We start from the raw sequence: 20,260 nt of genomic DNA, 5'->3' as shown, positions 1-20,260 counted from the left end.
GTAGCGTCCAGCACTCCAAAAAGGACGAAAATCGGAGTAGTTGACTCCGGCTCGCGCGCCGCCGTCCCGGCGAGAGTGGGCGCTCCCGCTGCCGGGCTGCGCAGGGCGTCGGCCGAAGGTGCGGCGGTAGGTCCGGGGGGAGACCCCGGTGGTGCGCTTGAAACGGTCGCGGAAGGCGGTGGGGGAGCCGAAGCCGACCTGGGCAGCGATGCGCTCGACGGAGTGGTCGGTGGTCTCCAGCAGGTGCTGGGCCCGGCGGATGCGGGCCCGGTGGAGCCACTGGAGCGGGGTCGTGCCGGTCTGTTCGCGGAAGCGCCGGATCAGGGTGCGGGTGCTGGTCCCGGCGTGCTCCGCGATGCCGGCGAGCGTGAGGTCGCGGCCCAGGTTGTCCTGGAGCCAGGTCAGCAAGGGCTCCAGGGCGGAGCCCTGCGGGGTGGGCGCGTGGTCGTGGACGATGAACTGCGCCTGCCCGCCCTCGCGTTCGAGGGGCATCACGGAAAGGCGGGCGGCGTCGGCGGCGACGGCGGAGCCGTAGTCGCGGCGGATCATGTGCAGGCACAGGTCCAGGCCCGCGGCCGCGCCCGCCGAGGTGAGGATCTGGCCGTTGTCGACGTACAGGACGTCCGCGTCGACCTCGACGTCCGGGTGGGCGGCGGCCAGGAGGTCCGCCGCGACCCAGTGGGTGGTGGCCCGCAGGCCGTCGAGGAGCCCGGTGGCGGCCAGCGGGAACGCGCCCGAGCAGATGGAGGCGATGCGCGTGCCGTCCTCGGCGGCGGCCCGCAGCGCGTCACGGACGGCGGGGGAGAGCGCGGCGGCGGGGGCGGCGGTGCCGGGCACGATGATCGTGTCCGCGCCCTTGAGCCCTTCCAGTCCCCACGGCGCGCGCAGGGTGAACGTGCCGGCGTCGACCTCCGGCTGTTCGGCGCACACGCGCAGTTGGTAGCCGGGGCGCCCGTCCGGAAGCCGGGTCCGGGTGAAGACCTCGATCGGGGTGGACAGGTCGAAGGGGATCACCTGGTCCAGGGCGAGAACGGCGATGGTGTGCATGGCGGGAAAGTACCTCTTCACCGGGCGACAGTTCCGGCCCGTCTCCGTCTTGGCGCAGCTCCGAGGCCGCTTTCCGGAGTTGGCGCTATCTCGTTGAAAGGTGTCACTGATGCCACTGGGAGTCGTGGTGGCACCCGGATAACTTCGGTGGCGTCTCCGGCGGACGACCGGACCTCCCTCACACGAAGGACCCCTCCATGCATGCCCAGACCGACGTGTCCGACGGCTCCGATCCGCTTGCTGCCGCCGCCCTCTACGACGTGCTGTACGCCGGCGGCACGGCGCCGGGCGGCACGGTCTCCGGCACGGCGCGCCGCGTCGTTCGAGCGGCCACGGAGCCCCGACGGTGACGAAACTCTTCCTCATCCTGCATGTGCTGGCCGCGGTCGTGGCCATCGGTCCGGTCACCGTCGCGGCGAGCATGTTCCCCAAGGCGCTGCGCCACGCGCACAGCGGCGCCGGTGACGGGGAGGCCCTCACGACCCTGCGGACGCTGCACCGCATCTGCCGCGTCTACGCGGCTGTCGGCATCGCGGTTCCCGTCTTCGGATTCGCCACGGCCGGCAGCCTCGGCGTCCTCGGCAGTGCGTGGCTGATCGCCTCGATCCTTCTGACCGCCGCGGCCGCCGGCCTTCTCGCCCTGCTGATCCTGCCCGCCCAGGAGCGCGCCCTCGCCTCCGTGCGGGCTTCCGGCTCCGACCCGGGATCACCGGGTCGCCTCGCGATGCTCACCGGCGTCTTCAACCTGCTCTGGGCGACGGTCACCGTCCTGATGATCATCCGCCCCGGCTCCACCACAGGAGCGTGACCGTGACTCTGCGGCCCCTGCGTGTCGCGGCCCACGCCGAGCTCGTCTCACTGGTCGTCATGACGGCCAACCTCGCCACCGTCCATCTCGGGCCCGTCTCCTCCCTGATGGGGCCCACCCACGGCTGCGCCTACCTGTTCGTCGTGGTCGCGACATGGCGCCTGCGGCGGGCCACGACCCTCACCAAGGCCGCCGCCGTCGTCCCCGGCATCGGCGGCCTCCTCGCACTGCGGCGGCTCGACCGCCCCGGCACCGTCTGTCCGAACCTCGAGAAGGTCACCCGGTCATGACCTACCTCTCGCCGATCCTCGTCGGCGTCCTCTACGCCCTGGCGATGTCCCTGATCCGCGAACCGCACCGACGCCGCTTCAACGCGATCATGGTGGCGGGGGCGGGTGCCGCCTACCTGAGCGGTGGCGGCCTCGGCGGCTGGGAGTTCCTCGCCACCGCCGTCATCACGTACGTCGCGTACCGGGGCCTGGAATCCTGGACGTTCATCGGCATCGCCTGGCTGCTGCACACCGCCTGGGACCTGCTCCATCACTTCAAGGGCAACCCGATCATGCCCTTCTCCCACGACTCGTCCCTGGCCTGCGCGGTCTGCGACCCGGTCATCGCCCTGTGGTGTCTGAGGGGTGGTCCCTCACTGATCGGTCTCGTCCGCCGCCGGACGGCGCGCCCCCGCACCGCGGAGCACGCACCGCCCTCGTAGGCGGGCACCGGTCCCGGAGGCCGGCCCGGCCGTCAGCGCGCGGCGATACCCCGGGCCGCGAGAAGCTCCAGCGCGCCGGGGAGCATGTGCTCCAATTCGTGCTTCCCGGTGAAGAGCTTGAGGTTCGGCAGCAGATCCAGGTCGTCGAGTGAGCGGACGTCGAAGAGATCGTCCTCGCCGTCCCAGACCGGGGCGCACTCCATGAAGACCTGGTGGCCGCCGTCGAACGTCAGCTCGTCCACGGTGGCGAGCAGCTCCGCCGGTATGTCCAGGTCTTCGAAGTACGCGCGGGCCTCGTCGAGGACGGTGTACTCCAGGTCGTTCTCCTCGACGTAGGCGGCGAGGTCCTCGACCCCGCGCGCCCGCATGTGCTGCTCCAGGCTGAACGCCGGGGACAGCGTCTCGTCCCAGTACATGAGCTTCTCGACGACGAGGAGCTTGAAGTTGAAGTCACGAAAGACGGTCATGGCTCACGTATACCAGCGGGGGCCGACAGCCTTGCCGTCGCGGAAACCGTTCAGGAAGGGCTCAGCTGAGCGCGGTCCGCGCCGCGCAGCGAGGGGTGGTCGGCCACGACGGTGCACGAGCCCGGGGCGATCTCCGTGAAGCCCGCGTCGCGCACGAGGGGCAGCCCGCTCTTCGTGAGGGCCGGCCACTTTGCCGGGTCCGCGGTGCGCACGGAGAGCGCGAAGCCCGCTTCCCGCCATGCCTCGCGGTCCGCGTCCGACAGTTCCCACCAGGCGAGTTGGGCTCCGTGGCCGGCCTGGGCCATGGCCTTGCCCGCGGACATCTCCAGCTCCGGGCTCAGCCACAGGACGGGACGGGTCCGGTCGGGGGCGGCGGGCGGGCGGAGGTCGTCGAGCTCCGTCCCGGACACCTGGAGCTTGGCCAGTTCCTTCGGCCAGCCGTCCAGCGGGACCGGCGGGAAGACCCGAACCTCGGCCGGAGGCGGAGCCGCTGCCGGCGCGGGTCCGGTGGCCGCGTCCGCGGTCTCTGCCGCGGTGGCCGGGGCCGTTCCGGTCGCGGGGTCCGCCGCGGTCGCCCCGCCGGACCCGGCCGCCGGACCGCCCGCGCCCGTCACCGTGATGCCCGGGAGCGTCCCGGCCTTGCGCCACTCCGCGCCACGTGCCCGGCGTACGACCTTGCGGATACGGGCGTCCTGCCAGTCCCGCACGGCCTGCGCCCACTCGCCCTCCCCGGTGGAGCGCTCGTCGGCGAGGATCTCGAGGACCGCCCGCGCGGCGGTCTCCAGAGCGTCGGTACGGGACGGTGGCCCCGACTTCTCTATGCGTACCACCAGCGGCAGGACGAACTGCGGTGCCGCGTCACGGGACTCGGCCCGGTGCCTGAAGGGACTGTCGGACCGGATTTCACGGAGGTCTTCGCTGCTCACGACGCCAGTCTGCCAGCAGCCCGACGGGGGGTTGTTGGCGGAACGGGCCCCTCCGGGCGACGATGCACCCCATGAAGAGCGATCTTTTCTCCACAGAGAACATGGCACAGCAGGCCACCGTGCCCGGAATGACGCTGCAGAACGCCAAGTCGATCAAGTACGCGGTCAACGGCGAGATGCACGCGCGGCAGGGTTCGATGATCGCCTTCCGCGGCAATCTGCAGTTCGAGCGCAAGGGCCAGGGGATCGGCGGCATGCTCAAGCGCGCCGTCACCGGCGAGGGCCTCCCGCTGATGGCCGTGCGCGGCCAGGGCGAGGCGTGGTTCGCGCACGAAGCGGCCAACTGCTTCATCGTCGACATCGAGCAGGGCGACGCGCTGACCATAAACGGCCGCAACGTGCTCTGCTTCGACGCGACGCTGTCGTACGAGATCAAGACGGTCAAGGGCGCCGGCATGACCGGCGGCGGCCTCTTCAACAGCCTCTTCACCGGCTACGGGAAACTGGGCGTCATCTGCGACGGCAGCCCGATCGTCATCCCCGTCAGCCACCAGCAGCCGGTCTTCGTCGACACGGACGCCGTCGTCGGCTGGAGCGCCCAGCTGCACACGTCGCTGCACCGCTCGCAGTCCGTCGGCTCGATGATCCGCGGCGGCTCGGGCGAAGCGGTGCAACTCAAGCTGGAGGGCGAGGGTTTCGTCATCGTCCGGCCCAGCGAGCTCACGCCGCAGAAGGCGTCACAGAACTGAAGCTCCGGCAGGTGGGCCGTCGTTACGGCCTCGGCGGGCCCTGGGTGCTGCGCGGGGTCGACCTCGACCTGCGCCCGGGCACCCTCGTCCGGGTCCAGGGCGCCAACGGGAGCGGCAAGTCGACGCTGCTGAGGCTGCTCGCCGGCATCGACTCGCCCTCCGAGGGCCGGATCACCGGCCGGTCCCGCACGGCCTACGTCCCCGAACGCTTCCCCGCCGCCCTGCCGTTCACCGCGGCCGGCTATCTGACTCATCTGGGCCGTATCCACGGACTGGGGCGGCGGGCGGCGGCCACCGGGGCCGCCGAGTGGCTGGAACGCTTCGGGGCCGCGGCATACGCCCGTACGCCGCTCGGTGAGCTGTCCAAGGGCACCAGTCAGAAGGTAGCCGTGGCCCAGGCACTCCTCGCCGGTCCGGAACTGCTTGTGCTCGACGAGGCATGGACCGGCCTGGACACCCCGGCGCGCGAGCAGCTCGACCTCGCGGTCGCCGAGCTGGTCACGGCGGGCGCTTCGGTCGTGCACGTCGACCACGACCCCCGGCGGCCGGCGGGGGCGGCCGACGCGGTGTTCCTCGTACGGGACGGCCGGGTCGAGGAACTGCCGGCCGAAGGCCCGTCGTGCGACGGGCGGGAGCCGGTCCGGTGGGCGCGGATCGTGGCGGTCGGACCCCCCGGCGCACCGCCGCCCGACGCGCTGCCGGGAGATCCGGAGCACATCGCGGGCGAGGACGGCGGCACCGTGTTCACCGTCCCGGCCGGGCACTCCGACGGTTTGTTGCGTGCGCTGCTCACCGCCCGGCCGCCGTGGCACATCCGGCATCTGGAAGGGGCGGAGGAACCGGCCGCGAACGCCTCCGCGGCAGCGGCGACGACAGCGGCGACCGCGCACCCGACCGCGCACCCGACAGGAACCGGCACGACGGCATGACGGCACTTCTGCGCTACCACACCGCCCTTCTGCTGCGATCCCAGCGCTGGCTGCCGCCCGTACTGCTCTACGGCGCCTTCCTGGCCGTCGGCGTCCAGGGCGGCGGACCGGTCCTGGACTCCCTCGGCTACACGGCCGCCGCGCTGCTCCCGGTCACCGCGTGGCTCGTGCGGATCTGCGCCGCACAGGAGCCGCCGGCCGCGAGGAGCGTCACGGCCGCGGCAGCCGGGGCGCCCCGGGCACACCTGGCCTCCCTGCTCGCCGCCGCCCTGTGCGCGGCGGCCATGGGCACCGTCGCCGTGATCGTCGTCGCGTTGATCAGTGCCCCTTCGGGCGCCGCTCACCAGGTGGTGGTCCCACGGCCGGCAGCGGCCGGTGCGGGGCTCGTCGCCGGCGCGGTCTGCGTCCTGCTCGGACTGGCGGTCGGGGCGCTGTGCACCCGGCCGCTGCTGCACGCGCGGGGCTGGTCGCTGGCGGCGACGGTCCTGCTGGCGCTGCTGGCCCTGGTCAGCAGTGGATCTCCGGCGAGGTACGCCGTCACCGGCCTGGTCACCGGCTCACGGAACGGCGTGGTGACACTGCCGCTGCTGCCGCTCCTCGCGGCGGCGCTGATCGCCGCCGCGGCAGCCGGCGTCGCGGCCGTGCTGACGCCGCTGCGGGGTGCGGACGGCGGCAGAGCCGCGAGCTAGAGTCGAATGCATGGACGAGTATGAGCCGTACTGCGAGACCCCGGAGAGGGAGGCGGCAGGGCAGGAGGCCCGGACCCGGGCCGAAGGGCCATTCGCCGAATGCGTCCTGTGCCGTGCGCCGACCGAGTACCCGGAGACGGTCAAGGGCGCGACGCTGTGTCCGGTGTGCGAGTGGCGGGAGGCGGAGCGCACGGCCTGCTCCGGCTGACCGCGTGACCCGCGAACGCCCATGACCGCCGGGCCGAGTGCCCCGCTTGGCGGCGGGGCGGTCCGGGGTGCCTTCGGGGGAACAAGGCGTCGGGAGCGGGGCACCGGGCCCTTCCGGTGGTACGCCGATGTGCATGCCCCCAAGGCCGTCCGACCCCCAGCAGAGTCCCCCGGAAGTGCCCGCGGCCCCGCCGCGGGTGCCCGAGGCCCTGCGGACGGCCGCCGCGTACGCATGGCGGATCATCGTCGTGGCCGCCGCCGTCTACAGCGTCTTCGCCGTGCTCGGCCGGTTCCATGAGATCGCCGTGGCCGTCTTCCTGGGCCTCGTCGTCACCGCCGTGCTCCGGCCGGTGGCCGACCTGGTGGCCCGCGTCCTGCCGCGCCCGCTCGCCGTCGCCCTGTCGCTGCTCGCCTCCATCGCACTCGTCCTGGGCGTGCTCGCCCTGGTCGGCGAGGCGGTCGCGGGGGAGCGGACGACTCTGGTGCGGGAGTTCCGCACCGGCATCGAAAGGATCGAGAACTGGCTGGAGCGGCCTCCGTTCCGCGTCGACCCCGAGGCGCTCACCGACATCCAGTCCCGTATCGGCCAGTGGCTCTCCAGCCACCGGTCCGCCGTCATCAGTGAGGCGGTGAGCGGTGGTCGCAGGCTGGTCGAAGTGCTGACGGTGTTCGCCCTCGCTCTGTTCTGCTCGGTCTTCTTCATCCATTCCGGAGACCGCCAGTGGGGATGGTTCTGCGGTCAGCTGCCGCCGGCCGCCCGCCGGCGCGCCACGGTGGCGGGGCGGGCCGCCTGGCGGACCTTCACCGGCTACACGCACGGCATCCTCCTGGTGGCCGCCACCAACGCGATCCTCGTCGGCATCGCCCTCTTCGCCCTCGGCGTCCCGCTCGCCCTGCCGCTCGCCCTCCTGGAGTTCTTCGCCGCGTTCGTCCCGCTCGTCGGCTCCCCCGTCGCTCTCGCGGTGGCAGCGGTGGTGGCTCTCGCGGCCAAGGGCCCGCTGACCGCGGCCGTGGTCGTCGCGCTCATCGTCGTGATCGGGCAGATCGAGGGCCATCTGCTGCATCCCCTCGTGATGAGCTGGGCCGTCCGGCTGCATCCGGTGGTGGTCGCGCTGTCGGTCGTCGGCGGTGCCGTCGCCGCGGGGATGGTGGGCGCTGTCGCCGCCGTGCCACTGGTGGCCGTCCTCTGGTCGGTCCGGCAGGCGCTGAGGCCGGTCGGGGACCGCGTTTCCGAGGACGGCTGACCGGCCGTCAGGGCACCACACGTTCCGGCTCGTCGGACGCGACCAGGGAACGGGCGAGCGGCACCCGGGCCAGAGCGAAGACGCCCGCCACCACCAGTGCCACGCCGAGGGCCTGCGGGATCAGCCACCAGCCGGTGCGGACGTCCTCCTCGTACAGGAGCATGCCGAGGCTGAGGCTCACCGCGGCGTCGCCGAGGGTGAGCGCGGGCTGCGACGCGACCAGCGGGCCGGCCTGCATCGCGTTCTCGAGCAGGAAGAGCGCGCACCCCCCGGTCGCCGCGAACGCGTACGTCTGCCAGGCCGTGAAGAACGCGCCGATACCGTGGTCGTCCAGAGTGTGCACCGCCGACTTCATAAGGGCCGCGGTGAGCGCGTAGCTGATCGCGGTTGCGGCGCCGAAGCAGGCCGCGCGGGCGCGGCCCTCGGGGCGACGCAGTGCTGCGGCGGTGAGCGCGAGGACGGCCGCGCCGCACACGGCGAGTGCGACGATCCAGCGGTCCAGGGGCACAGAGGTGCGGTCGCCGGAGGGTGACGCGGCGGCGAGGGCGACGCCCAGACCCGTCACCACGGCCCCCACCGCCACCCAGCCGACGCGCGGAAGGCTGCCGTGCAGAATCAGGGTCGCGAGGATCAGGGCGAGCGGCAGCTCGAGCACGAACAGCGGCTGAACGATCGTCAGCGGCCCGGTCCCGAGCGCCACCGCCTGGCACAGGCCCGCGACGACGACGGCGAGCATGCCGAGCAGCCAGACCGGCCGGCGCAGCAGATCGAGCATGAGACCGGCGCGCAGGCCCTCGGAGCGGGGGACGTCGAGAGCGGCCTTGCGCTGGAGCACAGTGGCGAAGGCGTTGCTGAGTGCCGCGCCGAGCGCGAACAGTACCGGGAGCAGGGTGTGCACGTGATCGGCCTCCGTGGTGGGCATGGGTGTCTGGGCGGGGGATCAGTGGCCGTCGCCCGGTGACCGGGGCTACCGCATCAGGTCGGAGACCTTGACGAACCGGTAGCCGCGCCGGCGCAGTTCGGGGACGATCATGCGGACCGCCTCCTCGGTGACCGGGGCGGCGCTCCGGGTGCAGTGCATGACGACGAGCGAGCCGGGACCCACCGCGCCGAGCACCTGCTCGGCGACGGCGTCCGCGTCGGTGGCGAAGGCGTCACCGCTGACGACGTCCCACTGCACCGCGGTCACCCCGGCCGGCGCGAGGGCCCGTAGCGCAGAGTCGTCGTAACAGCCGCCGGGGAAGCGGAAGTAGGGCACGACGTTGCGTGCTCCGGCCTTCTCGAACGCGGCGAAGGCCCGCCGCACGTCGGTGAGCATGTCCTCCGCGCCGATCTCCGGGAGCCCGTAGCACGGGGAGCTGAAGGCGTGGTGGCTGTAGGAGTGGTTCGCGATCTCGAAGAGGGGGTCGGAGCCGATGGCCTTCGCCTGGGCGGGGTACTCCTCGGCCCAGCGGCCCGTCATGAAGACGGTCGAGGGCACCTTCAAGGTGCGCAGGGCCTCGATCAGGGCGGGGTTGTCGAACCGTTCGCCGCGCTCGGCGCGCGGGCCCTGATCGGCGGTCATGTCGGCGTCGAAGGTGAGCGCGACGGTCTTCGCCGCGGCGCCCTTGGCCGCCTTCGCGCGCTTGAACACCGGGGTGTGGCCGCCGGGCCCGGGCGCCATGGTCGGAGCGGCGTCGCGGGTGGCGGAGGCAGCAGGGCGGGGCGACGACGACGTGGGTGCGGAGACGGGGCTGCCGGAAGCGCCGCAGCCGACGAGTACGGCACTCGCGGCCGTCAAACCCGTAAATTTTCGTACAGATCTTATCATTTACGAAAAGTAAGTGATCGGTGCCGCTGTGCATGGTCATCATGGCGCCGCGTCCGGGTGCGTCGCGCGGAGGCCGCCCGTTCGGTCCGGTCGGCCGGGCGCGGTTCCACGGCCTGGATTGCACTGTGCAATCATGCGAGCGACTGTTGGCCCGCGTGCTCTGGAGGAACGGCATGGCAGAGCACCCTCGTACGGCCGGAGTGCTCGCCACGACGGCGGACGCCTTCGCCGTGCCGGACGACCGTGGCGGCGCCGTATGGCGGCTGACGCCGGCCGCCCGGCAGCTGGACGCCAACCTTGTACGGCTTCCGCCCGGCACCCGGCGCCCCGGGCATGTCGAGCCGGACCTCGACGTGCTGCTCTGCGTGGTCCACGGCAGCGGCGAGCTCGTGACCCAGGGCGTGCGGCAGGAGCTCGAACCGGGATGTGTGGCCTGGCTGCCGCACGGTATGGAACGCTCCGTCGCGGCCGGGCCGGACGGCCTCGTCTACGTCACGGCGCACCGGCGCCGGCCGGGCCTGGCCATCGGCAACGTGACCGCGAACCGTGAGGCGGCCGGCGGTGCCGGTGCGGTCGCCGCCCGCGAGACACCTGGTGGAGAACCGGCCTGCATGCTCGGCCGCATCTGCCCCGAGTGCGACCGTCCTGCTGAGGATCCCGGCGCGCGCTACTGCAGCAGGTGCGGCGCCCGGCTGCCCTCATGAGCCGTGCTTCCGGCACCTTCTGACGAGAAGTCGGTCAGCGATTTCGCGATTGCGATGAGTACAACTCCCGCCTCATCCGTATCAACGGTCGGACGCGTCCCCCGGTCTGTCGTCGACAACCGGATTCCGTATCCCCGCAGGAGGCGGCGAGTTGAGTCACAGGCGAATACCCAAGCGAAAGGCCGTGCTTGCAGGAGCCGGGGCGGTGGGCATCGCCGCGGCCGCCGTGCTGCTGCCGCACGCCAACGCATCGCAGTCCGGCTCCGGTTCCGGGTCGGAGGCCGACCCCAGAACCCTGAGCGCAGCGGCTGCCCAGGATCTCGTCTCGGAACTGGGCCCCCAGCTCGGTGACGCGTATGCAGGTGCGTACTACGACGCGCAGAAACAGCAGCTCGTCGTCAACGTCGTCGGTGACAGCAACAGCGTCATCGTCCAGGTCAACGAGGCCGGCGCCGTCGCGCGGCCCGTCGAGAACAGCATGGGGCAGCTGAAAGCGGCGGCGGACACCCTGGCCCGTAAGGCCGCGGTCCCGGGCACGGCCTGGGCCGTCGATCCCAGGACCAACCAGCTCCTGGTCACGGCCGACCGCACGGTCGCGGGCGACGGCTGGAACCGTCTGGAGTCGACCGTGAAATCGCTCGGCTCCGGCATGGCCCGGATCAAGAAGTCCGCGGGCGAGTTCAAGCCCTTCCTCGAGGGTGGCGACGCCATCTTCGGTGGCGGGTCGCGCTGCTCCCTCGGCTTCAACGTGACCACGGGTGACGGGCAGCCCGGCTTCCTCACCGCGGGACACTGCGGCGTCGCCGACGACCAGTGGTCCGAGGACCCGAACGGCGCACCCATCGGTACGGTGCAGGCGGCGACGTTCCCCGGCGAAGGCGACTTCGCGCTCGTCACGTACGACGACCCCGCCACCGACGCCCCCGGCACGGTCGACCTCGGCAACGGTCAGACCCTGGACATCGTGGGCGCCGACGACGCGGCGGTCGGCCAGGAAGTGTTCCGCATGGGCAGCACCACGGGCCTGAACAGCGGTCAGGTGACCGGTCTGAACGCCACCGTGAACTACCCGGAGGGCACGGTCACCGGCCTCATCCAGACGAACGTGTGCGCGGAGCCGGGTGACAGCGGCGGCGCCCTGTTCACCCGCGACGGTGCCGCGATCGGCCTGACCTCGGGCGGCAGCGGTGACTGCACGTCGGGCGGCGAGACGTTCTTCCAGCCGGTGACGACGGCGCTCGCGGCGGTCGGCGCGGAGATCACCACGGGCGACGGCGGCGGCGCGGGCGGCCAAGGCCAGGGCCAGGGCGGCCAGGGCCAGGGCGGTCAGGACCAGCAGCAGGACGGTCAGGATCAGGGCGGTCAGGACCAGCAGCAGGACGGTCAGGATCAGGGCGGCCAGGACCAGCAGCAGGACGGCCAGGACCAGGACGGCCAGGATCAGGACGGCCAGGACCAGCAGGGAGGCTTCGACGGCAACTGACCCGTAGTCACTGCCCGCCGGTGGTCCTCCCTCCCCCCGCCGGCGGGCCCTTCCCCCCCCACCGGGCGGGGGGGGGGGGGCCCCCCCCCCCCCCCGGCCGCGGTTCAGAGCGTCTCGCTCAGCGAGTCCGCGAGCCGTCGGCGGGCGGTCCGCGTCGCGGGCAGGGAGGCCGCGGCCACCGCCCCGACGACCGCGCCGGCCACGACCGACACCAGCACCGGCCACGGAGGCAGATGTGCGATCCCCGCCCCCATCCCGCTCGAGGTTCCCTGGGCGTCCACCAGCCACATGCCGAAGAGCGCGCCGAGCGCCGTTCCCGCCACCGCCGCCACCAGAGCGGTCAGCCCGGCGGCGGTCACGATGACGGAGCCGATCTGCCGGGGCGTCAGCCCGATCGCCTTCAGCGCGAGCAGGTCCCGGCCGCGGTCGCGGACCCCGGTGCCGATCAGTGTCAGCAGCTCGGTGAGACCGATCAGGGCCAGTACCGCGATCAGGGCCGCGATCACGCCGCGCGCCGGTTCCAGCCGGTCCGCGGGGTTGGGCGTCTCACGGATCTCCAGCGTGCCGCCCGCCGCCCCGTCGAGCGCGGAGCTCACCGCCCGCGGGTCCGCTCCGTCGGTGAGCACCAGCGCGTGGAAGTCCGGCCGCAGTCCCGGGTCGCGTTCCTGGAGGGCGTCGACCGTCGTGGAGATGATCCGTCCGCCGGACTCGGGCTCGATGCTGCGTCCCACGATGTGCAGGATCTGCGGCCGGCCCTCGACCGTCATCCGCACCCAGTCGCCGACGCGTACGCCCAGCAGGTCGAGGAGTCCCTGTCCGGCCACCGCCTCGTCCGGTCCGCGGGCCGCCCGCCCCTCTGCCACGGCCGACGGATAGGGGTCCTCCGCGGTGCCGAGCCCGCGCAGGGTGATGGTCCCGGTCTGCCCGGGCACGAGGGCCGCCATCTCGGCACCGGGGTGGGCGGCGGCGACCTCCGGGACGTCGGCGAGGATCCGCCGCAGCTCCTCCTCCGACGGCCCGCCCGGTTGCTCGGCCCGTACGGTCAGGGCCGCGGGCAGCCCCATCTGCGCGGGCCGGCCGCGGAACTGGTCGAGCGTCGACCAGGCCACCAGCGCGACGGTGATCAGTACGAGCGGCAGTGCGAGCCGCCCCACGGCGACGGCCGTGCGGCCCCGGCGCGGGAAGGCCGAGCGCCAGCCCAGCACCAGCGCCGGCGGCATCCGCAGGCCGAGTGCCCTGCGGCCCAGCGCGGTCATCGGCGCCGCGGACGGCTGCGCCGCCCGGGCCACCGGGACCGGCGGCACCCGCCCGGCGCGCCAGGCCGCGAGCCCGGTCGCCGCCGCGATCAGCAGGACCGCCCCGCACGGCACACCGATCATGAGCGCCGTGTATCCGGGCAGGCCCTGCCACAGGGCGGCCGCGTCGCCGATCCGGCCCGGAATCCGCGCGCCGAGGAACGCGATGGCCGCCGTGCCCAGGGCCACCCCGAGCAGGGCGAACGCCAGGTGCTGCACGAGGAAGCCGCGTACGACCTGCCCCGGTGTGAATCCCACCGCCTTGAGGACGGCGATGTCCCGCAGCTGGCCGCGCACCCGGGCGCCGATCGCCCCGGACGCGGCGAGCGCGGCCGCCAGCAGCGCCCCGAGCCCGAACACGGCGAACAGCTGGCCGAGGAGCCGGTCGTCGCCGCCGGCCTCCGCCCTCGCCTGCTGCCACTTGGTGACCTGCGCGACCCGGTCGGCGCCCAGCAGGGTCACCGCCCGCTGGACCATGAAGTCGGTGTCACCGGAGTCCGCGAGCCGCAGACCCACGCTCTGGCCGGTGTCGCCCGGGGCGATCCCGTCGAGGGTTTCCGGGAGGACCCAGCCGATCCCTGGCCCGCCGCCCGCCCGGTAGGGCGGTTCCGCGGCCTCGGCGACGCCGGTCACCCGCAGGGTGCGCACGGCCCCGTCCTGCCCGGTGACCCGTACCGTGTCGCCGGGCTCTGCCCACAGCGAGCGGGCGACCGAGCTCTCCAGCACGACGGCGCGGGCCGCGCCGCCGTCCTGCGGGGCGAGCCAGCTGCCCGAGGTGACCAGCGGCCGTCCGGTCCCGGGCGGCCGGACGCCGGTCGCCCGCAGCGCGACCGCCGCCCGCGCGCCGCGTGACTCGACGGTGGTGGTGGCGGTCCGGTAGGGGCCGGAGAGGGCTTCGACGCCCTCGAGCCGGGACAGCGCGGCCGGGTCGGCGCCCGGCCGGGTCTGCAGCCAGATGTGGGCACCCTGGGACTGGTTGAAGATCCGCTGCCAGGGGTTGGCGGCGTAGCTGAACAGTGCGCCGGCCAGCAGCAGGGAGGCGATGATCCCGGCGCTGGCCAGGACGACGAAGAGGGCCTCGCCGCGGTGTGCGCGGAAGTCGGCGTGAGCCCAGCGCAGAGTGGCCCGCATGCTCATTCCTTCAGTTCGAGCACGCCGGACACTCCGCCGGCCGGGCCGCGGTGGCCGCCGCCGAGCTGAGCGTCGTCGACGATCCGTCCGTCGAAGAAGCTGATGACGCGGTCGGCGGCGCTGGCCATACGGGCGTCGTGGGTGACCATCAGGATCGTCTGTCCTCGCTGGTGGAAACGGGACAGCAGCCGCAGCACCTCGCGTGTGCCCTTGCTGTCGAGGCTGCCGGCCGGTTCGTCGGCGAGGAGCAGGGCGGGGTGGTTGACCAGGGCGCGGGCCAGCGCGACGCGCTGCTGTTCACCGCCGGAGAGCTCGCCGGGCATGGACTTCTCCCTGCCTTCGAGACCGAGCTCGGCGAGCAGTTCGGCCCGGGACTCGCGGGCGGCCCTGGGCGAGGCGCCGGCGAGCAGCGCCGGAAGTTCGACGTTGTCGGCGACGGTCAGGTTGGAGACCAGGTTGAAGAACTGGAAGACGACGCCGATGCTGCGCCGCCGCAGGACCGCCCAGCGGGCCTCGCGGTACTCGTCGACGCGCTGACCGCCGAGCCAGAGTTTTCCGCTGTCGGGCCGCTGGAGACCGCCGATCAGATGCAGCAGTGTCGACTTCCCGGCGCCGGAGGGCCCGGTGACGGCGACGAACTCCCCCGGCCGGACGGTCAGGTCCACGCCCCGGACCGCGTGGACCGGAGCGCCTTCACCGTGGTGCGTCTTGGTCAGACCCTCCGCGCGCACGATCGGCGCGCTCCCGCGCCCGTCGTCCGCCGTCCCCGCGGCCGTGTCCGGCCCGGGTACGGGCGCCGTTTCGTGCCCGCGGCGGTCGCCGGAAGCCGCGTCGTGGCTCATTCCAGCTCCTCCTGACAGCGCTCCAGCCAGTCCAGGTCGGCCTGCAGATGCAGCATCGCGCCCTCGATCAGCAGTTGGGAGATCCGGTTGTCCCGGTCCTCGGCGGCGGCCAGCTTCGACAGGTCCCGCATGGTGTTGAGGTACTGCCGCCGCTGTTTGTTGATCAGGGCGACCGGGTCGGCGAGCCCCGACTCGGGCGCCAGGGCGAGCTTCATGAAGAACTCGTCCCGCACGCGCGGCTCGTCGGTGGTCTCCTCGAACCAGGCCTGCACCGCCTCACGCCCGGCGTCGGTCAGCCGGTACGTGCGCTTGTTGGGCCGGCCCGACTGCTCGACGTCCTCGCCGTCGATCAGCCCGCTCTTCTCCAGGCGGCCGAGGGTGACGTAGATCTGGCCGACGTTCGGCTGAGGGTACGCGGCGCCCAGGAGCTTCTCAAGGTCCTGCTTCAGCTCGTATCCATGCGCCGGGCCACGGGTGAGCAGTGCCAGGAGCGGCAGCCGCACGCTCCCCCCTCTCTCCCGCTGACGTGGTTTCTTGTTGGCCAGGCGGCGGGCGTGTGGCCCATGGCACCTGTCCGGTCCGCCTGGACGTCTAGTATCGCCCATGCCTAACGGGTATATATAGGGCCCGATGGTCGGCGACGCAGCCGGATCGTGCACCGGGAGGAACCTATGCGGTGGATGCGTGCCGCGGGTAGAGCTCTCCTGGTCGTGGCGGTGCTGCTGGCGGGGTATGCCGGTTTCGGCGCCCGGGCCGGCGGCGTGGACCCTCAGGGCCGCGGGCCGATGACACTGGCGACGGCGGGCGATCTCACCGACTATCTCTCGCCGCTCCTCGACGACTGGAACCGCGCCCATCCCGACGAGCGGGTCACCCTGGTCGAACTGCCCGACTCGGCGGACGAGACCCGGGCGCAGATGACCAGCGAACTGCGCTCCGGCAGCGACCGCTTCGACGTACTGAACATCGACGTGGCGTGGACCTCCGAGTTCGCCGCGGCGGGGTGGATCTCCCCGCTGGAACGCGACCGGTTCCCGCTGGACAGCTTCCTGCGGCCCGTCGTCGACACGGCCACCTTCGAGGGACGGCTGTTCGCGGTCCCGTACGTCACCAACGCCGGGCTGCTCTACTACCGCAAGGACATCCTCGAACGGGAGGGTGCCCGGCCCCCGCGCACCTGGGCCGAGCTGGCCCGGCAGGCCCGTACGATCGCCCCGAAGTACGGCCTGGACGGTTACGCCGGCCAGTTCCTGCCCTACGAGGGGCTCACCGTCAACGTCGCGGAAGCCGTGCACTCCGCGGGCGGGTCGATCCTGCGGGACGACGGTGAGCGGGTCACCGTGGACTCCGCCGCGGCGAGGGCCGGGCTGACGTTCCTCGCGGACGGGGTGCGCCAGGGGTGGATCCCCCGGGAGGCTCTCGGCTACAAGGAGGAGGAGTCGCGGCAGGCGTTCCAGGACGGCCGGCTGCTCTTCCTGCGGAACTGGCCCTATGTGTACGCGGACGCCGGCGCCGAGGGCTCGAAGGTGGCGGGGAAGTTCGGTGCGGTGCCGCTTCCCGGGCCGGACGGGCCGGGCACCAGTGTGCTTGGCGGCTCCAACCTCGCCGTCAGCGCTCACTCGCGGCACCCGGCGTCCGCCGCGGACCTGATCGCCTACCTCACCAGTGAGCGGGTGCAGCGGCAGGTGCTCACCGAGGGGTCGCTGCCTCCGGTACGCGCCGCGCTGTACGAGGACCCGGAGCTGATCAAGGCCCATCCCTATCTGTCGACGCTGCGCCAGAGTGTGCTGTCGGCGGTGCCGCGCCCCAAGAGTCCGCGCTACGACCAGGTCAGTCTGGCGGTGCAGGCGGTGGCGCAGGACGTCATGGCGCTGCGGCAGACGCCTGCCGAGGCCGTCGCGCGGCTCGCGCGCGAGCTGGGGGCGATCTCCCGCAGGGGCTGACCCGCTCACGCCCCACCTCCCGTCCGTTCAAGAAAGCCTCTACTTACATGTTAAGTAGAGGCTCTCTCTTTGCCACCTGGGCATTACCGTACAAATCCCCCCAGCTTTCGATGGTTTTAGGAAGCATCGTTGACACCTTCCAGTCACCGCTACTTAACATGCATGCATAACAGCGCACCCGGTCCGGGGCGCTCTCGCATTCAGCAGAAACAGGTCGACGCGAGATGCTCAGCACGCTTCCGGCCGGCATCGGCCGGCCCTCCCGCCCTGCCTCCACACCTGACCCGTGGTGGCGCGACGCGGTGATCTACCAGGTCTACGTCCGCAGCTTCCTCGACAGCACCGGGGACGGCATCGGCGACCTGGCCGGCGTCCGGGCCGGGCTTCCCTACCTCAGGAAGCTGGGCGTGGACGGCATCTGGCTCAGCCCCTTCTACCCGTCGCCGCAGCACGACCACGGCTACGACGTAGCCGACTACCAGGGCGTCGACCCCGTGTACGGCGACCTCGCCGAGTTCGACCGGCTGGTGGCCGACGCCCGCCGCCTCGGACTGAAACTGCTGCTCGACATCGTCCCCAACCACTGCTCCAGCGAGCACCCGTGGTTCCGTGAGGCGCTCGCCGCCGGCCCCGGCGGCGCCGCCCGCTCCCGCTTCCACTTCGCGCCCGGCCGCGGCCCCGACGGGGCCGAGCCGCCCAACAACTGGCGCGCCATGTTCGGCGGCCCCGCCTGGAGCCGCGTCACCGAGCCCGACGGCACGCCGGGGGAGTGGTACCTCCACCTCTTCACCCCCGAGCAGCCCGACCTCAACTGGCGCGACCCGGCCGTCGGTGACGACTTCGAGAAGGTGCTGCGCTTCTGGCTGGACCGCGGCGTCGACGGCTTCCGTATCGACGTCGCCGCCGGACTGTTCAAGCACCCCGCGCTCCCCGACTCCGACGACCCGTTCGCCGACGAGCGCGCCCGCGACTCGGTCAACCCGCTGGCCTGGAACCAGCCCGAGGTCCACGACGTGTGGCGCCGCTGGCGGTCGGTGTGTGAGGAGTACGCCGCCCGTGACGGCCACGACCGGCTGCTCGTCGGCGAGGTCTCCGTACCCACCGCCCGTGAACACGCCGAGTACGTCCGCCCCGACGAACTGCACCAGGCCTTCTTCTTCGACCTGCTGTCCGCCCCCTGGGACGCCGACGCCTTCCGCTCGACGATCGACGAGGCGATACGCGACATCGCGGGCACCGGCTCGACCGTCACCTGGGTCCTCAACAACCACGACCAGGTCCGCACCGTCACCCGCTACGCCGGCGAGCCCGGCGTCGAGGGCAGCGGACTCGGCGCCGCCCGCGCCCGCGCCGCCGCCCTGCTGATGCTCGCGCTGCCCGGCGCCGCCTACGTCTACCAGGGCGAGGAGCTCGGCCTGCCCGAGGTGCTCGACCTGCCCGACGAGGTGCTCACCGACCCGATCTTCCACCGCACCGGCAGCCGCAAGCGCATCCGCGACGGCTGCCGCGTCCCGCTGCCCTGGTCCGGCCACGCTTCCCCGTTCGGCTTCAGCCAGGGCGCGGCCGGGGCCCGGCCGTGGCTCCCGCAGCCCGAGTGGTTCGCGGAACACGCCACCGACCGGGCCCTGGCCGACACCCGCTCCTTCTGGCACCTGTACCGCGACGGCCTGCAGCTGCGCCGCAGCCTCCCGCAGTTGGGCGAGGGCACGCTGCGCTGGCTGGACGCGCCCCCGCAGGTCCTCGCCATGGCCCGCGGCGACGGGCTGATCTGCGCGGTCAACTTCGGCACCGAGCCGGTCCCCGCGCCCGTGACCGGAACACCCCTGCTCTCCAGCGGTCCCTGCCCGGACGGTGTGCTCCCCGGAGCGACCGCCGCCTGGTGGACCGGCGACCACCCCGCTTCCTGATCCCCGTTCCCTCGGAAGGACTCACCATGCGACGAATCGGCAGCACCACCACCCGGCGTACGACGGCCGCCGCCTCTGCGGTGCTCGGCCTCGCCCTCGGCGCCACCGCCTGCGGCGGCACCACCAAAGCCACGAGCGGCGGCGAGCTCAGCGGCCAGACCGTCACCGTGGCCGGCGTCTGGACCGGCAGCGAACAGAAGAACTTCAAGAAGGTGCTGGACGCCTTCAGCGAGAAGACCGGCGCCAAGACCGTCTTCGTGCCCTCCGGCGACAACGTCTCCACCTTCGTCGGCAGCAAGATCGAGGGCGGCAACGCACCGGACGTCGTGATGGTGCCCCAGGTCGGCGTCCTCCAGCAGTTCGCGAAGGAAGGCTGGCTCGAGCCGCTGTCCGACAAGACCGCGAAGACGGCCACCGCGGGCCTCGCCCCGGTGTGGAAGAACTACGGCACCGTCGACAAGACGTACTACGGCCTCTACTTCAAGGCCGCCCACAAGTCCACCGTCTGGTACAGCCCCGAGGCGTTCACCCAGGCCGGCGTCAGCGCCCCCAAGACCTACGAGGACCTCCTCAAGACCGGCCGCACACTCGCCGACTCCGGCCGGCCCGCCTTCTCCGTCGCCGGTGAGGACGGCTGGACGCTGACCGACTGGTTCGAGAACATCTACCTCTCCCAGGCCGGACCCGAGAAGTACGACCAGCTGGCACGGCACGAGCTCAAGTGGACCGACGAGAGCGTCGTCAAGGCACTGACCACGCTCGGTGAACTGTTCAAGGACGACCAGCTCGTCGCGGGCGGCGCGAAGGCGGCGCTGCAGACCGACTTCCCGTCCTCCGTCGAGCAGGTCTTCGGCCCCGAACCCAAGGCGGGCATGGTCTACGAAGGGGACTTCGTCGGCGGCATAGCCAAGGACGAGTTCGGCCGCAAGCTCGGCGAGGACGCCGCCTTCTTCCCGTTCCCCGCCGTCGGCGGGGGCGAGGCCCCGGTCGTCAGCGGCGGTGACGCCGCCGTGGTCCTCAAGGACGGCAAGAACAGCAAGGCCGGCATGAAGCTCCTGGAGTTCCTCGCCACCCCGGAGGCGGCCGAGATCTGGGCCGGCGCCGGCGGATTCCTGTCGCCCAACAAGGACGTCAGCCTCGACGCCTACGGCGACGAGACCACCCGCTCCACCGCCGAATCCCTCGTCGGGGCGGGCGACTCGGTCCGCTTCGACATGTCCGACCAGGCGCCCGCCGCGTTCGGCGGCACCAAGGGCGCGGGCGAGTGGAAGCTCCTCCAGGACTTCCTGCGCGACCCGTCGAACCCGAAGGCCACCGCGGCGAAGCTCGAGGCCGCGGCCGCCAAGGCGTACGGGAACTGAGGCAGC

Annotated in this window: 21 protein-coding genes and 1 pseudogene; 14 read left to right on the top strand and 8 right to left on the bottom strand. The window is 72.5% G+C overall.

Annotated features, from left to right (window positions below):
- Window positions 1-111 precede the first annotated feature (111 nt).
- Window positions 112-1,047 (bottom strand): annotated as a pseudogene (locus tag ACIPJI_RS24750) (GlxA family transcriptional regulator); the annotation flags it as partial.
- 197 nt (window positions 1,048-1,244) lie between these two features.
- On the opposite strand from ACIPJI_RS24750, the gene ACIPJI_RS24745 reads away from it, so the two are divergent.
- The 4 genes from ACIPJI_RS24745 to ACIPJI_RS24730 are packed head-to-tail and all read left to right on the top strand — an operon-like array spanning window position 1,245 to window position 2,567.
- On the top strand, window positions 1,245-1,397 hold the full coding sequence (locus ACIPJI_RS24745; protein WP_356622133.1) for a hypothetical protein: 153 nt from the start codon (window positions 1,245-1,247) through the stop codon (window positions 1,395-1,397).
- Window positions 1,394-1,855: a hypothetical protein gene (locus tag ACIPJI_RS24740; protein WP_402248890.1), complete on the top strand. Its 462-nt coding sequence runs from the start codon at window positions 1,394-1,396 to the stop codon at window positions 1,853-1,855. The genes ACIPJI_RS24745 and ACIPJI_RS24740 overlap by 4 nt, the downstream gene beginning before the upstream one ends.
- Window positions 1,798-2,145: a hypothetical protein gene (locus ACIPJI_RS24735; RefSeq protein WP_402249159.1), complete on the top strand. Its 348-nt coding sequence runs from the start codon at window positions 1,798-1,800 to the stop codon at window positions 2,143-2,145. The genes ACIPJI_RS24740 and ACIPJI_RS24735 overlap by 58 nt, the downstream gene beginning before the upstream one ends.
- A complete protein-coding gene (locus tag ACIPJI_RS24730) occupies window positions 2,142-2,567 on the top strand; it encodes a DUF6010 family protein (protein WP_356622131.1) in 426 nt (141 codons plus the stop codon). The genes ACIPJI_RS24735 and ACIPJI_RS24730 overlap by 4 nt, the downstream gene beginning before the upstream one ends.
- Window positions 2,568-2,599: 32 nt before the next feature.
- Here ACIPJI_RS24730 and ACIPJI_RS24725 read toward each other — a convergent pair whose 3' ends face one another.
- Window positions 2,600-3,034 carry a DUF6892 domain-containing protein gene (locus ACIPJI_RS24725; protein WP_356622130.1) on the bottom strand — a complete coding sequence of 145 codons (435 nt, stop codon included), beginning with the start codon at window positions 3,032-3,034 and terminating at the stop codon, window positions 2,600-2,602.
- Window positions 3,035-3,084: 50 nt separating this feature from the next.
- Window positions 3,085-3,960 carry an aminoacyl-tRNA hydrolase gene (locus ACIPJI_RS24720; RefSeq protein WP_402248887.1) on the bottom strand — a complete coding sequence of 292 codons (876 nt, stop codon included), beginning with the start codon at window positions 3,958-3,960 and terminating at the stop codon, window positions 3,085-3,087.
- A gap of 71 nt (window positions 3,961-4,031) precedes the next feature.
- Here ACIPJI_RS24720 and ACIPJI_RS24715 point away from each other — a divergent pair, with 71 nt between their 5' ends.
- The 5 genes from ACIPJI_RS24715 to ACIPJI_RS24695 all read left to right on the top strand — a co-directional run bounded on the left by ACIPJI_RS24715 (window position 4,032) and on the right by ACIPJI_RS24695 (window position 7,778).
- Window positions 4,032-4,709 (top strand): AIM24 family protein, encoded by a 678-nt coding sequence (locus ACIPJI_RS24715; protein WP_005310477.1) that lies wholly within the window; start codon window positions 4,032-4,034, stop codon window positions 4,707-4,709.
- An 11-nt stretch (window positions 4,710-4,720) separates the two neighbouring features.
- Entirely contained in the window at window positions 4,721-5,638 is a 918-nt protein-coding gene (locus ACIPJI_RS24710; RefSeq protein ID WP_402248885.1) for an ATP-binding cassette domain-containing protein, read from the top strand.
- On the top strand, window positions 5,635-6,327 hold the full coding sequence (locus ACIPJI_RS24705; protein WP_402248883.1) for an ABC transporter: 693 nt from the start codon (window positions 5,635-5,637) through the stop codon (window positions 6,325-6,327). Before ACIPJI_RS24710 ends, ACIPJI_RS24705 begins: the two co-directional genes overlap by 4 nt.
- Before the next feature lie 10 nt (window positions 6,328-6,337).
- The gene (locus ACIPJI_RS24700; RefSeq protein ID WP_356622127.1) at window positions 6,338-6,535 is read left to right on the top strand and encodes a hypothetical protein; all 198 of its coding nucleotides are present in this window, start codon (window positions 6,338-6,340) and stop codon (window positions 6,533-6,535) included.
- 127 nt (window positions 6,536-6,662) lie between these two features.
- Complete coding sequence (locus tag ACIPJI_RS24695) at window positions 6,663-7,778, top strand: AI-2E family transporter (protein ID WP_356622126.1); 1,116 nt, start codon at window positions 6,663-6,665, stop codon at window positions 7,776-7,778.
- Window positions 7,779-7,785: 7 nt separating this feature from the next.
- Here ACIPJI_RS24695 and ACIPJI_RS24690 read toward each other — a convergent pair whose 3' ends face one another.
- Both ACIPJI_RS24690 and ACIPJI_RS24685 read right to left on the bottom strand, forming a co-directional pair.
- Complete coding sequence (locus tag ACIPJI_RS24690; RefSeq protein WP_402249157.1) at window positions 7,786-8,676, bottom strand: DMT family transporter; 891 nt, start codon at window positions 8,674-8,676, stop codon at window positions 7,786-7,788.
- A gap of 69 nt (window positions 8,677-8,745) precedes the next feature.
- Complete coding sequence (locus ACIPJI_RS24685; protein ID WP_356622124.1) at window positions 8,746-9,588, bottom strand: polysaccharide deacetylase family protein; 843 nt, start codon at window positions 9,586-9,588, stop codon at window positions 8,746-8,748.
- A 173-nt stretch (window positions 9,589-9,761) separates the two neighbouring features.
- Here ACIPJI_RS24685 and ACIPJI_RS24680 point away from each other — a divergent pair, with 173 nt between their 5' ends.
- Together ACIPJI_RS24680 and ACIPJI_RS24675 are read left to right on the top strand one after the other, a co-directional pair.
- Complete coding sequence (locus ACIPJI_RS24680) at window positions 9,762-10,292, top strand: hypothetical protein (RefSeq protein ID WP_402248879.1); 531 nt, start codon at window positions 9,762-9,764, stop codon at window positions 10,290-10,292.
- Between the two features lie 151 nt (window positions 10,293-10,443).
- A complete protein-coding gene (locus ACIPJI_RS24675) occupies window positions 10,444-11,775 on the top strand; it encodes a S1 family peptidase (protein WP_402248877.1) in 1,332 nt (443 codons plus the stop codon).
- A 104-nt stretch (window positions 11,776-11,879) separates the two neighbouring features.
- On the opposite strand, the gene ACIPJI_RS24670 is transcribed toward ACIPJI_RS24675, so the two are convergent.
- Genes ACIPJI_RS24670 through ACIPJI_RS24660 form a run of 3 tightly spaced genes read right to left on the bottom strand, consistent with a single transcriptional unit; the run spans window position 11,880 to window position 15,546 of the window.
- Window positions 11,880-14,201, bottom strand: coding sequence for an FtsX-like permease family protein (locus ACIPJI_RS24670; RefSeq protein WP_402248876.1), 2,322 nt, complete (start codon window positions 14,199-14,201; stop codon window positions 11,880-11,882).
- 2 nt (window positions 14,202-14,203) lie between these two features.
- Window positions 14,204-15,043: an ABC transporter ATP-binding protein gene (locus tag ACIPJI_RS24665; RefSeq protein WP_307708921.1), complete on the bottom strand. Its 840-nt coding sequence runs from the start codon at window positions 15,041-15,043 to the stop codon at window positions 14,204-14,206.
- A complete protein-coding gene (locus ACIPJI_RS24660) occupies window positions 15,040-15,546 on the bottom strand; it encodes a PadR family transcriptional regulator (protein ID WP_005310452.1) in 507 nt (168 codons plus the stop codon). The genes ACIPJI_RS24665 and ACIPJI_RS24660 overlap by 4 nt, the downstream gene beginning before the upstream one ends.
- 168 nt (window positions 15,547-15,714) lie before the next feature.
- Between ACIPJI_RS24660 and ACIPJI_RS24655 the strand changes: the two genes are divergently transcribed.
- From ACIPJI_RS24655 to ACIPJI_RS24645, 3 genes are all read left to right on the top strand, one after another.
- The gene (locus ACIPJI_RS24655; protein ID WP_402248873.1) at window positions 15,715-16,986 is read left to right on the top strand and encodes an ABC transporter substrate-binding protein; all 1,272 of its coding nucleotides are present in this window, start codon (window positions 15,715-15,717) and stop codon (window positions 16,984-16,986) included.
- Window positions 16,987-17,210: 224 nt separating this feature from the next.
- Window positions 17,211-18,893 carry a glycoside hydrolase family 13 protein gene (locus ACIPJI_RS24650; protein WP_307708924.1) on the top strand — a complete coding sequence of 561 codons (1,683 nt, stop codon included), beginning with the start codon at window positions 17,211-17,213 and terminating at the stop codon, window positions 18,891-18,893.
- A gap of 26 nt (window positions 18,894-18,919) precedes the next feature.
- Window positions 18,920-20,254, top strand: coding sequence for an ABC transporter substrate-binding protein (locus ACIPJI_RS24645; RefSeq protein ID WP_402248871.1), 1,335 nt, complete (start codon window positions 18,920-18,922; stop codon window positions 20,252-20,254).
- Window positions 20,255-20,260: the final 6 nt, after the last annotated feature.

The organism is Streptomyces sp. NPDC086835 (genome assembly GCF_044745705.1).
Classification (GTDB): domain Bacteria; phylum Actinomycetota; class Actinomycetes; order Streptomycetales; family Streptomycetaceae; genus Streptomyces.
Note: the sequence above shows the minus strand (reverse complement) of the source record. Positions and strands in the feature narration are given on the sequence as shown.